This window comes from Mesorhizobium sp. GbtcB19 (assembly GCF_019091085.1).
GTDB lineage: Bacteria > Pseudomonadota > Alphaproteobacteria > Rhizobiales > Rhizobiaceae > Mesorhizobium.
In genome coordinates, this window is record NZ_JAGXJY010000012.1 from 100,058 (window position 1) to 113,205 (window position 13,148).

Below are 13,148 nucleotides of genomic sequence, written 5' to 3' on the forward strand. Positions count from 1 at the left end.
AAATAGGCTATTCAAGACAAATCCGGCCAAAACCGGCGAAGCGCCTGAAATGATTATCGCTTTTTGAGTTTGTCGAGGAAAAGCACTGCCATGCCGGCGACAAGGCCCCAGAACGCCGCGCCGACGCCGAACAGGGTGAGCCCGGAGGCGGTGACGGCAAAGGTGATGGTGGCGGGCATGCGCTCCGCCTCGTCCCTCAGCGCGATCGACAGGGCATTGGCCAAGGACGCCATCAGCGCCAGCCCGGCGACCAGTACGATCAGGCTCTGGGGCAGGACGGCGAAGATCGCCACCAGCGAAGCGCCGAAGATCGCGAAGATCAGATAGGCCAGCGCATAGAACGGCCCGGTCTTCCAACGCTCGGCGGGGTCGGGGTGCACGTCCGGGCCGGTGCAGATTGCCGCCGAGATCGCCGCCAGATTGGTGGTGGCGGCGCCGAATGGCGCCGACAGCAGCGAAAACAGGCCGGTGACGCCGATCAGCGGTCCGGGTTCGGGGTGGTAGCCGGCCGCGCGCAGCACGGCGAGGCCGGAAAGGTTCTGCGAGGCCATGGTGACGAGATAGAGCGGCAGCGCCAGGCCGACGATCGCCTTGGCGGTGAAAACAGGAGCAATCAGCGTCAGCGTCGACAATTCCGGCGCCGGCAGGCCGCCGACACGGCCGGTGAGGAAGGCGGCGAGCCCGCCGCCGACCAGTACCGCCAGCACCGACAGCGACGGGTTGAACAGGCGGATGACGAAAAACGCTGCGATCAGCGGCAGGATGAGCCAGGGGTCCGCCGGGATAGCCTTCACCGCATTGATGGCGAAGGTGACGACGATACCGGCCAGCATGCCGGAGGCGACGGACGCCGGTATCCGCGCGATCAGCCTGGTCAACGGCTTGAACAGGCCGGTGGCGATCAACAGGACGCCGGTGACGATGAAAGCGCCGACCGCTTCGGGCATGGTGAAGCCGCTGGAGGCGGCGACCAGCGCCAGACCCGGCGTCGACCAGGCGGTGATGACAGGCATTTTCGTGCGCCAGGACAGCCACAGGCATTCGATCGCCATGGCAAGGCAGATCGCGGTCACGCCGCTCGCGGTCTCGACCTGCGTCGCGCCGACCGCCTTGGCGGCGGCGATGACGATGGCGAGCGTCCCGCCAAAGCCGACGATCGCCGCGACAAAGGCGGAAATCGGGATCGAAACGCGCATCGTCAGCTGGCCCGCCTGACCATGTCGCCGACGGCGCGCTTCAGCATATCGAGATCCTCGGGTCGGGACAGGCGATGGTCGCCGTCCGGGATCAAGGACAGCGTCACGTCGTCGGCGGGCAGCATGGAGGCGAGCTTCAAGGCATGGCCCGAAGGCACGTCCGGATCGGCCAGGCCCTGCAGGATGTGCACCGGACAATGCGTGTCGATCGGCCCGGTCATCACCCGGTTGGCGCGGCCGTCCTCGATCAGCGCGCGCGTGTAGATATAAGGCTGGTCCGAATAATCGGACGGCTCGGCGAAGAAGCCCTTTTCCTGCAAATCCTGCCGTTGCGCGCCGGTCAGCACCGGCTCGATCAGCTCGACGGTGAAATCCGGCGCCGGGGCGAGCAGCACAAGCCCGGCAACGCGGTCGTCACCCGCCTTGCGCAGTTCCTGCACCATGCGCAGCGCGATCCAGGCCCCCATCGATGAGCCGACAAGGACCTGCTTGCCCTTACCGAAGCGGCGAAAGACGGCGAGGCTCTCGGCCAGCCATCTGGAGATGGTGCCGTCGGCGAATTCGCCGCCCGATTCACCATGGCCTGAATAGTCGTGGCGAAGATAAGCGTGGCCCTCGCCGCTGGCCCAGGCGGCAAGCGTCTCGGCCTTGGTGCCAAGCATGTCGGACTTGTAGCCGCCGAGCCAGACCACGCCAGGCGCCGCGCCCCGCGCCTGCCGGACGGCGATCTTCGACCCGTCCACATCGATGAATACCGGAGCGCTGGCGGTCATGACCTTGTCCTCTCGGCCGGTCTTTTGACACAGGCGGTGGTTCAACGAAAAGTGCTCGCGGCATTTCTTTGCTTGGTGCAGACAATTGCCAGGCGGCAGGTGATTTTCCGGCGCGGCTATGCTATTGACTCACGCCCCGCGCTCACCACATAGGCGCGTCCACCTATTTTGACTCTACAGAAACCCTGAACGAAACGGCCGAGGAGACCACGACCATTCGCAGACCTTTTAAAGCAGCGGCGCCCACCAAGGACGGCCCGCGCTCCAACCGAGACATCCGGGTTCCCCGGGTCCAGCTCATCGACGCCGAAGGCCAGAACCGCGGCGATGTTTCCATCAACGACGCATTGCTGCTCGCCGAAGAGGCCGGGCTCGATCTCGTCGAGATATCGCCCAATGCGGTGCCGCCGGTCGTCAAGATCCTCGATCTCGGCAAGCTGAAATACGCCAACCAGAAGAAGGCGGCCGAAGCGCGCAAGAACCAGAAGGTCATCGAGATCAAGGAGATCAAGATGCGCCCGAACATCGACAGCCATGACTACGACACCAAGATGAAGGCGGTGCGCCGCTTCTTCGAGGAAGGTGACAAGGTCAAGCTGACGCTGCGCTTCCGCGGCCGCGAGATGGCGCATATGGAGCTCGGCATGCAGCTTCTGAACAAGGTGCGTGAGGAAGTGGCCACCATCGCCAAGGTCGAGGCCGAGCCGAAGCTCGAAGGCCGCCAGATGATGATGGTTCTGGCGCCGCGCTGATCGAGGAAGGCGCGGCCGTCGACACCGTCGCGCCCATCACGCTTTCGCGAGTTGCCGGGCCGCGTTGCATCCGCTCTCAAATCCGCCCGAATTGCCGGGCACGGCGTCCCGACGATCGGCGGGGCGCCTGTTTTCAATCCGATCGCTACTCGACGATCGAGTTCCTCGATCGCGAGCCAATCGACGATCGGGTTTCCCTGATCACGAGCAAACGCGATCGGATGGGTCATGGTCGATGAAGTGAAGGTCCCTGCCGACAACCGCAACGAAGGGTTGGGCGGCTACCAGCACATGCGCCGGATCGTGCTGGCGGTGCTGGTCGTGGTGCTGTTTGCCGCGCTGCTGTTCGGCCAGTCTTCCTTTCCGCCAGACACGCCAATGCACGAGTCGATCGAGATGTTCGGCGTGCTGCTGATCTTCCTCGGCATCGTCGGGCGGCTGTGGTCGACGCTCTATATCGGCGGCCGCAAATCGGCCGAGGTCGTCACCGGCGGGCCTTATTCGATCACCCGCAACCCGCTCTATCTGTTCTCGACGGTGGCGGCCGCCGGCGTCGGCGCGCAGATCGGCTCCTTCACCGGCATCGTCTTGTTTTCGGTGCTTTGCGCCGGCGCCTTCCACATCGTCATCCTGCGCGAGGAGCGGTATCTGAAAGAAGTGCTCGGCGCGCCTTACCAGGCCTATCTCGCCAAGGTGCCGCGCTTCTTCCCCAAGCTCTCGCTCTACCAGGAAGGCGATACCGGCAGCTTCAGGCCCCGCCTCTTGTTGAACACGCTGCTCGACGGGCTGGTGTTCCTGGTGGCGCTGCCGGCCTTCGAGCTGATCGACGGCATGCAGCAGTCGGGGATGCTGCCGGTATGGTTCACCCTGCCCTAGGGTGGCTGATATTCAGGTGAGGCCGGCCTGCAAATGGCGGCTTCCTGCGCTTCCGGTGCTCACGTACTTTAAGTACGCTCCGATCCGGTTCTCGGAACCCACCATTTTCGTCTTGGCCTGACCTGAATCTCAACCACCCTACCCAGCAGGACAGCGCGTCGCACGGCGAGGTGTTGCACCCGCGCCCTGTTTGATCTATAGGACCGCCGTTCCAAGAAAACCGCCCGGCAGGGCATGCCGTGGCGGTTTCATTTGCTTTTCGGGCTTTGGTCGGCCCGAAGCGAGAAAAGAAGCGCGATGGTGCGCCACCAATACGGAGTAGCAAAATGCCCAAGATGAAGACCAAATCGGCCGCCAAGAAGCGGTTCAAGATTACTGCCACCGGCAAGGTGCTGTCGGCTGCCGCCGGCAAGCGCCACGGCATGATCAAGCGTTCCAACAAGTTCATTCGCGATGCCCGCGGCACGATGGTTCTGGCTGAACCGGACGGCAAGAAGGTCATCAAGAATTTTCTGCCGAACGGCCTCTAATCCCTCGGCCTGGACAACGTTTTAAGGAGATCATGACATGGCACGCGTAAAGAGAGGCGTTACCGCCCACGCCAAGCACAAGAAGGTCCTGAAAGCCGCCAAGGGTTTCTACGGCCGTCGCAAGAACACCATTCGCATCGCCAAGCAGGCGGTGGAGAAGTCGCTGCAATACGCCTACCGCGACCGCAAGAACCGCAAGCGCTCGTTCCGCGCGCTGTGGATCCAGCGCATCAACGCGGCGACCCACGAGCACGGCCTGACCTATGGCCGCTTCATCGACGGCCTCAACAAGGCCGGCATCGAGATCGACCGCAAGATCCTGTCGGACATGGCCATCCACGAGCCGCAGGCTTTCGCCGCACTGGTGGCCAAGGCCAAGGTCGCGCTCGAATATCTGAAGAACACCACGCCGAATGCTTTTGAGAGCGCTGTCGCCTAAGCCAGCGCTTCCCAAGCATTTTTAGGACTGATTTGGGGAACCCGCGCTGGCTCGGCTGGCGCGGGTTTTTCTTATGCCCGATGCAACCAAAATGGCACCCGCGTAACCAAAATGGTGACGCTGCAATGCCAGTCATCAATCGAGAGAGCTTCGCCGTGAACGCCACCGCTGGAAATCTTGAAACCCTTGAAGCTTCGCTGATGGCCGACATTGCGGCCGCGGCCGACGAGCCGGCGATCGAGGCGGTGCGCGTCTCGGCGCTGGGCAAGAAGGGCTCGGTCTCCGAAATGCTGAAGACGCTGGGCGCCATGAGCGCCGAGGAGCGGCAGGTGAAGGGCCCGGCGATCAACGGCCTCAAGAACCGCGTCACCGAGGCGCTCACCCAGCGCAAGGCGGAGCTGAAGGATGTGGCGATCGCCGCACGGCTCGCCGCCGAAACGGTCGACGTGACCCTGCCGGTGCGCCAGTCGCCGGCCGAGCGCGGCCGCATCCATCCGATCAGCCAGGTGATCGACGAGATCGCGGCGATCTTCGGCGATCTCGGCTTCGCGATCGCCGAAGGCCCGGATATCGAGACCGACTACTACAATTTCACCGCGCTGAATTTCCCCGAAGGGCATCCGGCGCGCGAGATGCACGACACCTTCTTCTTCCAGCCGGATGAGAAGGGCGAGCGCAAGCTTTTGCGCACGCACACCTCGCCCGTGCAGATCCGCACCATGGAGCGGCAGAAGCCGCCGATCCGCATCGTCATCCCCGGCAAGACCTACCGCCAGGATTCCGACGCCACGCATTCGCCGATGTTCCATCAGGTCGAGGGGCTGGTGGTCGACAAGACGGCCAATGTCGCCAACATGAAGTGGGTGCTGGAGGAGTTCTGCAAGGCCTTCTTCGAGGTGCCGTCGGTCAAGATGCGCTTCCGGCCGTCCTTCTTCCCCTTCACCGAGCCCAGCCTCGAGGTCGACATTCAGTGCGACCGCTCGCGTCCTGGCGAAGTGCGCTTCGGCGAGGGCTCCGACTGGATGGAGATCCTGGGCTGCGGCATGGTGCATCCGAACGTGCTGCGCGCCGGCGGGCTCGACCCCGACGAATATCAGGGCTTCGCCTGGGGCATGGGCATCGACCGCATCGCCATGCTGAAATACGGCATGCCGGACCTGCGCGCCTTCTTCGACGCGGATGTGCGCTGGCTGTCCCATTACGGCTTCCGGCCGCTCGACCTGCCGACGCTGTTCGGGGGACTGTCGACATGACTGCTCCCCACACCGGGAGTTGCCGCTGCGGCGCCGTGCGGTTCGAGGCCTCGGCCGAGCCGCACCACATCAGCTATTGCCATTGCGGCGACTGCCGGCGCGCCAGCGGCGCGCCGGTGTCGGCCTTTGTCGGCTTCCTGGCCGACCAGGTCGCGCTCAACGGCAAATCGCTGAAAAGCTACCGCAACGGTCCGGTGGAGCGCACGTTCTGCGGCATCTGCGGCTCGCCGATCGCCTATACCGACAAGCGGCTCGACAACCAGATCTATTTCATGCTCGGCGCCATGGACATGCCGGCCTATTTCAGGCCGACCGTGCATGCGCATGTGCGCGAGCAACTGCCCTTCCTGCACATGCCCGACGCCTTGCCGCGCGAGCTGAAAACCAGCGTGCCCAGACCTGGCGAACAAAGACCTGGCGAACAAAGACCCGAAGAACCAAGATCCGACGGAATCCAGTCATGAAATTCACCCTCTCCTGGCTCAAGGACCATCTCGAGACCGACGCCTCGCTTGCCGAGATCGTCGAGCGGTTGACCGCGATCGGCCTCGAAGTCGAGCATGTCGACGACAAGGCCGGCCTGAAACCCTTCGTCATCGCCAAGGTGCTGACGGCGGTGCAGCATCCCGATGCCGACCGGCTGCGCGTGCTGACCGTCGACACCGGCGACGGCAAGGCGCCGGTGCAGGTGGTGTGCGGCGCGCCCAACGCCCGGGCCGGCCTGATCGGCGCGTTCGCGGCGCCCGGCACCTATGTTCCGGGCATCGACGTGACGCTCTCGGTCGGCAAGATCCGCGGCGTCGAAAGCCACGGCATGATGTGCTCGGAGCGCGAGCTGGAGATCTCCGACGAGCATAACGGCATCATCGATTTGCCGCAGGACGCGCCGGTCGGCACCAGCTTCGCGGCCTACGCGCATCTCGACGATCCGGTCATCGAGATCAACCTGACGCCGAACCGCCCGGACGCCACCAGCGTCTACGGCATCGCCCGCGATCTCGCGGCAAGCGGGCTCGGCCGGCTCACCGGCGGCGCGATCATGCCGCATGCCGGCGAAGGCCTGTGCCCGGTCAAGGTCACCATCGAGGCGCCGGAGCTTTGCCCCGGTTTCGCGCTCAGGCTGGTGAAGGGCGTCAAGAACGGCCCGTCGCCGAAATGGCTGCAGCAGCGGCTGATCGCCATCGGGCTCCGGCCGATCAGCGCGCTGGTCGACATCACCAATTACGTCACCTTCGACCGCGGCCGTCCGCTGCATGTCTTCGACGCCGCGAAGGTCGCCGGCAACCTCGTCGTGCGCCGCGCCAGGGACGGTGAAAAAGTGCTGGCGCTCGACGGCCGCGAATACACGCTGACGCCCGAAATGTGCGTGATCGCCGACGACAATGGCGTCGAATCGATCGCCGGCATCATGGGCGGCGAGCATTCGGGCTGCGACGAGAACACCACCGACGTGCTGATCGAATCCGCGCTCTGGGATCCGATCACCACCGCTCGCACCGGCCGCACGCTCGGCATCATCACCGACGCGCGCTACCGCTTCGAGCGCGGCGTCGATCCGGAATTCATGGTGCCGGGCGTCGAGTTGGCGACCAGGCTGGTGCTCGATTTCTGCGGCGGCACACCGAGCGAGATGGAGGTGGCGGGCTATGCCGGCCACAAGGCGAAGGTCGTCTCCTTCCCGCTGTCGGAAGTGAAACGGCTGACCGGCATCGAGGTGCCGAAGGCGGAGGCGCTGGACATCCTGACCCGTCTCGGCTTCGAGCCGCAGGGTTCGGGCGACGTCGTCAAGGTCAAGGTGCCCTCCTGGCGGCCGGATGTCGACGGCAAGGCCGACCTGGTCGAGGAGGTGATGCGCATCCATGGCGTCGACAACATCTTGGCCCAGCCGTTGACCTCGCATGACGCGGTCAATGGCAGGATCCTGACCACGCTGCAGGTGCGCACGCGCGCGGCCAAGCGCGCGCTGGCCGTGCGCGGCATGATGGAGGCCGTCACCTGGTCGTTCATCCCGGCCAAGCATGCCGAACTGTTCGGCGGCGGCCAGACGGCGCTGAAGCTCGCCAACCCGATCGCCGCCGACATGTCCGACATGCGGCCTTCGCTGCTTCCCGGCCTGATCGCAGCGGCGCAGCGCAATGCCGACAAGGGCATCGGCGACGTGGCGCTGTTCGAGGTGTCGGGCACCTATGAGGGCGATGCGGCCGACCAGCAGCGGCGTGTTGCCGCCGGTGTCAGGCGCGGCACCGCCAAGCTCGACGGTGCGGGGCGCAGCTGGGCCGGCAATGCCGGGCCGGTCGGCGTGTTCGACGCCAAGGCGGACGCGATCGCGGCGCTCGAGGCCTGCGGCGCGCCGGTCGACCGGCTGCAGATCGAGCCAGGCGGCCCGGCCTGGTATCACCCCGGACGCTCCGGCACGATCAAGCTCGGCCCCAAGACCGTGCTCGGCACCTTTGGCGAGTTCCATCCGAGGACGCTTGAAACGCTCGACGTGTCCGGGCCGATCTGCGGCTTCGAGGTTTTCGTCGATGCCGTACCGGAGCCGAAGACCAAGCCGACACGCACCAAGCCGAAGCTGGAGCTGTCGCCCTTCCAGGCGGTGAAGCGCGATTTCGCCTTCGTCGTCGACAGGACGGTCGAGGCCGGCACGCTGGTGCGGGCAGCGCTCGCGGCCGACAAGAAGCTGGTCACCGGCGTTTCGGTGTTCGACGTCTTCGAGGGTGCCTCGCTGGGTGCTGCCAAGAAGTCGATCGCCATCGAGGTATCGATCCAGCCGGTCGAGAAGACGCTTACCGACGAGGATTTCGAGATGCTGGCCAAGCGCATCGTCGAGAACGTCAACAAGCAGACGGGCGGCGTGCTGCGCGCGTAGGCATTGCCGGCAGGTGGCGAATCGTCCTCCAAAGGGCGATGAGCCATCTCCGCTATTCCGGCCTTCCCTTCGAAGAGCAGCGCGCTGCGTTCCTGAGGATCGTCGCGGCCGACTCTCTGCTTGGCGAGACGCTGGCGCGGGTGCGGGAATTTGCCTTGCCGGATTGGCTGGTGGTCTCGGGCGCGCTCTATAACAGCGTCTGGAACCATCTCACCGGCAAGCCGCCGGGATACGGCATCAAGGATGTCGACCTGTTCTATTTCGATGACAGCGACTTGTCCTACGAGGCCGAGGATGCGGTGATCCGCCGGGCGGCGGCGCATTTCGACGGATTGAAGCTGCCGGTCGAGGTGCGCAACCAGGCGCGCGTGCATCTGTGGTATCCGGCGAAGTTCGGGCAGGAATGTCCGCAGTATAGCAACGCAAGCGAGTCCATCAGCTATTTCGCCTCGAAGACCCATGCGGTGGGGGTGCGGTACGATGACGAAGGGCGGCTCGATCTGGTGGCGCCGTTCGGGCTCGACGATGTTTTCTCGTTCCGAATCGTGCCCAACCGGGTGCTGGATAATCAGCGGACGCATGAGGCGAAGGGGAGAAGGGCGCAGGAGTGCTGGCCGGAGATTAGCGTGGTGCCGTGGTAGGACATTAGAGAAGTCGGCGGGACAGCACCCCCCCTCTGCCCTGCCGGGCATCTCCCCCGCAAGGGGGGAGATTGGCAGCTTCGTCGCCGGCACCATTCTTGCAACGTTGCCGATTGGCGAAAGCAAAGGCGACATCTGATCTCCCCCCTTGCGGGGGAGATGGCCGGCAGGCCAGAGGGGGGTGCCTCGCGCTAACGTCTCAACAAAAAGGGCGCCGAAGCGCCCCTCTCATTTGCATGTTGCGTACTCACCCATTCACCAGCGCCAGCAATTCCTCCGTATAGCGTTTGCCGACCACCTTGTCGGGCGACAGCGCATCGCCGATCGCCGCGACTTCCGCCGCGCTCAACTCGATCCCGGCGGCCGCCGTATTCTGCTCCAGATGGCGTATCTTCCTTGCCCCCGGGATCGGCACGATGAAATCGCCCTGGTGCAGCACCCAGGCGAGCGCCAGCTGCGCCGATGTCACGCCCTTCTCGGCCGCCATCTTTTCCAGCACCGCGATGACCGCATTGTTGGCTTCCATCGCCTCGGCCTGGAAGCGCGGCAGGGTCAGGCGCCAGTCGCCGGCGCCAAGCGCGTCCGGCTTGGCGAGCGTGCCGGTGAGCAGGCCGCGGCCAAGCGGGCTGTAGGGGACAAAACCGATGCCGAGCTCGCGGCAGACGGCGAGGATCTCGTCCTCGGGATCGCGGCTCCACAGCGAATATTCGCTCTGCACGGCGGCGATCGGATGCACGGCATGCGCCCGGCGCAGCGTCGCGCCGCTCACCTCCGAGAGACCCAGCGCTCGCACCTTGCCTTCGCGCACCAACTCGGCCATGGCGCCGACCGTGTCCTCGATCGGCACGTTCGGATCGACGCGGTGCTGATAGTAGAGGTCGATGACATCGGTACCCAGCCGCTTCAGCGAGGCCTCCGCCACCGCCTTGACGTGCTCGGGGCGGCTGTCGACGCCCGCCATGCGGTCGAGGCCGGTGCCTTCGTCGAGGATCTTGAAGCCGAATTTGGTGGCGATGGTGACCTTGTCGCGCACCGGCTTCAGCGCCTTGCCGAGCAGGATTTCGTTCTCGAACGGGCCGTAGACTTCCGCCGTGTCGAAGAAGGTCACGCCGATTTCGACGGCGCGGCGCAACGTGGCGATCGCTTCCGCCTCCGGCTGGCCGCCATAGGCGAAGCTCATGCCCATGCAGCCGAGGCCGACGGGAAAGACTTCGAGTTCAGTTCCGAGTTTGCGGGTTTGCATGACGCATCTCCTTGTTGCGATGGGAGGGAAATAAGGTCTTGCAGTCCGTTCGATAATCGGCTCTCTTTTGCACGACTTGATCTATAAAATAGAACAATGGACCGAACCAACCTCTCCCAGCTCGCCGTGCTCGCCACTGTCGCCCAATGCGCCAGCTTCCGTCGTGCTGCGCGCGAGCTTGGCATCGCGCCGTCGGCGGTCAGCCACGCGGTGTCGAGCCTGGAAGCGCGACTCGGCGTGCGGCTCCTGGCGCGCAGCACACGCAGCGTCGCGCCGACCGAGGAAGGCGCGCAGCTTCTAGAGCGCCTGCGCCCGGCGCTCTCCGAAATCGACCTGGCACTGGAAACGGCAGTCGAGGCGCGCGACCGGCCGGCGGGCAATCTGCGGCTCACCGTGCCGCGCACGGCCGCCCACCTGACGCTCACGCCCAGGCTCGGCGCCTTTGCCACAGCCTATCCCGATATCGTGCTGGAGATCGCCATCGAAGACCGCTTCACCGATGTGGTCGAAGGCGGCTTCGATGCCGGCGTGCGCCTCGGCGAAAGCCTGCAGCGCGACATGATCGCGGTGCGCATCGGGCCAGACCTCCGCGGCGCGGTGGTCGCCGCGCCGTCCTATTTCGCTTCCATGCCGAAGCCGCGCCATCCCCGTGACCTCGCCGACCATCGCTGCATCCGCTTCCGCTTTTCCAGCGGCATCCTCTACCGCTGGGAATTCGAGAAGGACGGCGAGGAAATCGAGATCGCGGCGCAAGGGCCGCTGATCCTCGACGAGGACCACCTGATCGCCCAGGCGGCGGTCGACGGCGCCGGTCTCGCCTTCGTCTTCGAATCCTATGTGCGGGCGCCGCTCGCCGATGGCCGCCTGATCCGCGTGCTGGAGGATTGGTGCCCGTCTTTCGAGGGCTTTTTCGTCTATTATCCAAGCCGCAGGCAAATGCGGCCAGCGCTGAGGGCGTTTGTCGATTTCTTCAAAGTCACAGCCTAGCCTGCAGCAAAACCACGCTTCAAAAGCGTTTCTGAAAAAAATCGGCGTCGGCGCCGCCCCTCATCTGCCTGCCGGCATCTTCTCCCCGTTGAACGGGGAGAAGGGGCTGGCCGCAAGGCCGGCGCCTTTTCCTGCGACTTCTGAGATTAGCGAAATCGTCGGCGACAGCCTCTTTCGCCCCGTTTACGGGGAGAAATGCCCGGCAGGGCAATGAGGGGCAGCGCCGGCGTTGAGAGGATTTCTCTCCGATCCAAATTCGAGGGCAGGCAACGTTTGATGTCAAGCCGGAAGAAAGCCGGCGCCGGTAACGTTCGCCTCGCATGCAGTCCATCACCAACACCCCCACCCGCTACGGCTGGGCCATGATCATCCTGCACTGGCTGATCGGCATCCTCTTCATCGGCCAGTTCGCGCTCGGCTTCGTCATGGTGCGCACGACAAGCCAGCGGACGTCTTTCGAGCTGATCCAATTGCACAAATCCGTCGGCTTCCTGCTGCTCGGCCTGATCATCCTGCGCATCGCCTGGCGGCTTCGCAATGCGGCGCCGACCTTGCCGGGTTCGGTCGGCACGCTGGAGCGCAAGACCGCGCCACTGGCGCATTTCGCGCTCTATGCCTTCCAGATCGCGCTCCCCTTGTCAGGCTGGGCGCTTGTCTCGGTGTCGACGCTGGAAATCCCGACCATGCCGTTCAACCTGTTCGTGATGCCCAATTTGCCGCTGACCGAGTCGGACGCCTCGGAGAGCTTTTGGACGTCCGTCCATTGGTATCTCGCCTATGCCGGCATCGCGCTGGTGGCGCTGCACATCGCGGCGGCGCTGCGCCACCATTTCCTGCTGCGCGACACTGTGCTCACGCGCATCATCACACCTTCGTCAGCCAAGGAATAGAACAGGCCGGTCATTCGTTGATGCGGCGAGATGACGGCAATGCGCTGTCTCACCAAGAGGACCATTCTCATGAAAGCGCGCATCTTCGGATTGGCGGCTTTTGCCGCTTGCCTTGCCATGCCTGTCTACGCGGTGGCGCTCAGCGACGCCGCCGGCAGCTACACGATCAGCCCGTCGGGCTCCTCGATCCGCTTCACCATAGGCAAGGCGGGCGGCGGCGGCTTCGACGGCGCCTTCGGCCGCTTCAAGGGCACGATCCGCATCGACAATGGCGATGTCGGCCGCTCCAAGGTCGACCTCACCATCTATCCCGAGAGCGTCGGCACCGGCCAGGGCCGCATCGACGCCTTCCTGCGCTCCGACGCGGTGTTCGACGCAACCAACAATCCGGAAATCCAGTTCCGTTCGACCAGCGTGACCCGCACCGGCGACACGACGGCGCTGGTGATCGGCCGGCTGACGGCACGCGGCAAGACGTTTTCGGAAAAGTTCACCGCCGAGCTCGGCGGATTGAAGGGCGGGACCATCAAGTTCCACGTGACCGGCAAGGTGCTCAGGTCACGCTACGGCATGGATGTCGGCACGCCGCTCTATTCCAACATCGTCGACTTCGACATGACGCTGATGGGGAAAAGGGGCTAGTTCTAAGCCCCGCCTTCTCGGGCCCGAGGATGACGAAGGCGCTTTGCGACCCGCGTC

At 64.8% G+C, this 13,148-nt stretch carries 14 protein-coding genes; 11 read left to right on the top strand and 3 right to left on the bottom strand.

All coding sequences use genetic code 11. From position 1 onward, the window contains the following. Positions 1 to 53: 53 nt before the first annotated feature. Entirely contained in the window at positions 54 to 1,196 is a 1,143-nt protein-coding gene (locus tag KVT37_RS20440) for a benzoate/H(+) symporter BenE family transporter (RefSeq protein ID WP_217576355.1), read from the bottom strand. Positions 1,197 to 1,198: 2 nt separating this feature from the next. Continuing rightward, positions 1,199 to 1,969: a carboxylesterase gene (locus KVT37_RS20445; RefSeq protein WP_217576357.1), complete on the bottom strand. Its 771-nt coding sequence runs from the start codon at positions 1,967 to 1,969 to the stop codon at positions 1,199 to 1,201. A gap of 215 nt (positions 1,970 to 2,184) precedes the next feature. On the opposite strand from KVT37_RS20445, the gene infC reads away from it, so the two are divergent. The 8 genes from infC to KVT37_RS20485 all read left to right on the top strand — a co-directional run bounded on the left by infC (position 2,185) and on the right by KVT37_RS20485 (position 9,329). Next, positions 2,185 to 2,721 carry a translation initiation factor IF-3 gene (infC, locus tag KVT37_RS20450; RefSeq protein ID WP_095819095.1) on the top strand — a complete coding sequence of 179 codons (537 nt, stop codon included), beginning with the start codon at positions 2,185 to 2,187 and terminating at the stop codon, positions 2,719 to 2,721. Positions 2,722 to 2,949: 228 nt separating this feature from the next. Next, positions 2,950 to 3,597, top strand: a complete 648-nt coding sequence (locus KVT37_RS20455) for an isoprenylcysteine carboxylmethyltransferase family protein (protein WP_217576359.1) — start codon at positions 2,950 to 2,952, stop codon at positions 3,595 to 3,597. Between the two features lie 326 nt (positions 3,598 to 3,923). Then, positions 3,924 to 4,127, top strand: coding sequence for a 50S ribosomal protein L35 (gene rpmI, locus KVT37_RS20460; protein ID WP_027166935.1), 204 nt, complete (start codon positions 3,924 to 3,926; stop codon positions 4,125 to 4,127). A 37-nt stretch (positions 4,128 to 4,164) separates the two neighbouring features. Continuing rightward, positions 4,165 to 4,566, top strand: a complete 402-nt coding sequence (gene rplT / locus KVT37_RS20465; RefSeq protein ID WP_027053776.1) for a 50S ribosomal protein L20 — start codon at positions 4,165 to 4,167, stop codon at positions 4,564 to 4,566. Between the two features lie 200 nt (positions 4,567 to 4,766). Beyond that, positions 4,767 to 5,819: a phenylalanine--tRNA ligase subunit alpha gene (pheS, locus tag KVT37_RS20470; RefSeq protein WP_217576527.1), complete on the top strand. Its 1,053-nt coding sequence runs from the start codon at positions 4,767 to 4,769 to the stop codon at positions 5,817 to 5,819. Beyond that, positions 5,816 to 6,283 (top strand): GFA family protein, encoded by a 468-nt coding sequence (locus KVT37_RS20475; RefSeq protein WP_217576361.1) that lies wholly within the window; start codon positions 5,816 to 5,818, stop codon positions 6,281 to 6,283. The genes pheS and KVT37_RS20475 overlap by 4 nt, the downstream gene beginning before the upstream one ends. Next, positions 6,280 to 8,688 carry a phenylalanine--tRNA ligase subunit beta gene (gene pheT, locus KVT37_RS20480; RefSeq protein WP_217576362.1) on the top strand — a complete coding sequence of 803 codons (2,409 nt, stop codon included), beginning with the start codon at positions 6,280 to 6,282 and terminating at the stop codon, positions 8,686 to 8,688. Before KVT37_RS20475 ends, pheT begins: the two co-directional genes overlap by 4 nt. Before the next feature lie 38 nt (positions 8,689 to 8,726). Beyond that, positions 8,727 to 9,329, top strand: a complete 603-nt coding sequence (locus KVT37_RS20485; RefSeq protein WP_217576364.1) for a nucleotidyltransferase family protein — start codon at positions 8,727 to 8,729, stop codon at positions 9,327 to 9,329. 247 nt (positions 9,330 to 9,576) lie between these two features. On the opposite strand, the gene KVT37_RS20490 is transcribed toward KVT37_RS20485, so the two are convergent. Continuing rightward, positions 9,577 to 10,572, bottom strand: a complete 996-nt coding sequence (locus KVT37_RS20490; RefSeq protein ID WP_217576366.1) for an aldo/keto reductase — start codon at positions 10,570 to 10,572, stop codon at positions 9,577 to 9,579. Positions 10,573 to 10,668: 96 nt separating this feature from the next. Here KVT37_RS20490 and KVT37_RS20495 point away from each other — a divergent pair, with 96 nt between their 5' ends. From KVT37_RS20495 to KVT37_RS20505, 3 genes are all read left to right on the top strand, one after another. After that, a complete protein-coding gene (locus tag KVT37_RS20495; protein ID WP_217576368.1) occupies positions 10,669 to 11,559 on the top strand; it encodes a LysR family transcriptional regulator in 891 nt (296 codons plus the stop codon). Between the two features lie 320 nt (positions 11,560 to 11,879). Next, entirely contained in the window at positions 11,880 to 12,449 is a 570-nt protein-coding gene (locus tag KVT37_RS20500; RefSeq protein ID WP_217576370.1) for a cytochrome b, read from the top strand. Positions 12,450 to 12,518: 69 nt separating this feature from the next. Further along, the gene (locus tag KVT37_RS20505) at positions 12,519 to 13,091 is read left to right on the top strand and encodes a YceI family protein (RefSeq protein WP_217576372.1); all 573 of its coding nucleotides are present in this window, start codon (positions 12,519 to 12,521) and stop codon (positions 13,089 to 13,091) included. Positions 13,092 to 13,148: the final 57 nt, after the last annotated feature.

Excerpts from the sequence above, each read along its gene's own strand:
- KVT37_RS20495 (WP_217576368.1), top strand. The coding sequence starts at position 10,669 with ATGGACCGAACCAACCTCTCCCAGCTCGCCGTGCTCGCCACTGTCGCC.
- rplT (WP_027053776.1), top strand. The coding sequence starts at position 4,165 with ATGGCACGCGTAAAGAGAGGCGTTACCGCCCACGCCAAGCACAAGAAG.
- KVT37_RS20505 (WP_217576372.1), top strand. The coding sequence starts at position 12,519 with ATGAAAGCGCGCATCTTCGGATTGGCGGCTTTTGCCGCTTGCCTTGCC.
- KVT37_RS20490 (WP_217576366.1), bottom strand. The coding sequence starts at position 10,572 with ATGCAAACCCGCAAACTCGGAACTGAACTCGAAGTCTTTCCCGTCGGC.
- rpmI (WP_027166935.1), top strand. The coding sequence starts at position 3,924 with ATGCCCAAGATGAAGACCAAATCGGCCGCCAAGAAGCGGTTCAAGATT.
- KVT37_RS20500 (WP_217576370.1), top strand. The coding sequence starts at position 11,880 with ATGCAGTCCATCACCAACACCCCCACCCGCTACGGCTGGGCCATGATC.
- KVT37_RS20455 (WP_217576359.1), top strand. The coding sequence starts at position 2,950 with ATGGTCGATGAAGTGAAGGTCCCTGCCGACAACCGCAACGAAGGGTTG.
- pheS (WP_217576527.1), top strand. The coding sequence starts at position 4,767 with ATGGCCGACATTGCGGCCGCGGCCGACGAGCCGGCGATCGAGGCGGTG.
- KVT37_RS20475 (WP_217576361.1), top strand. The coding sequence starts at position 5,816 with ATGACTGCTCCCCACACCGGGAGTTGCCGCTGCGGCGCCGTGCGGTTC.
- KVT37_RS20445 (WP_217576357.1), bottom strand. The coding sequence starts at position 1,969 with ATGACCGCCAGCGCTCCGGTATTCATCGATGTGGACGGGTCGAAGATC.
- KVT37_RS20440 (WP_217576355.1), bottom strand. The coding sequence starts at position 1,196 with ATGCGCGTTTCGATCCCGATTTCCGCCTTTGTCGCGGCGATCGTCGGC.
- pheT (WP_217576362.1), top strand. The coding sequence starts at position 6,280 with ATGAAATTCACCCTCTCCTGGCTCAAGGACCATCTCGAGACCGACGCC.
- KVT37_RS20485 (WP_217576364.1), top strand. The coding sequence starts at position 8,727 with ATGAGCCATCTCCGCTATTCCGGCCTTCCCTTCGAAGAGCAGCGCGCT.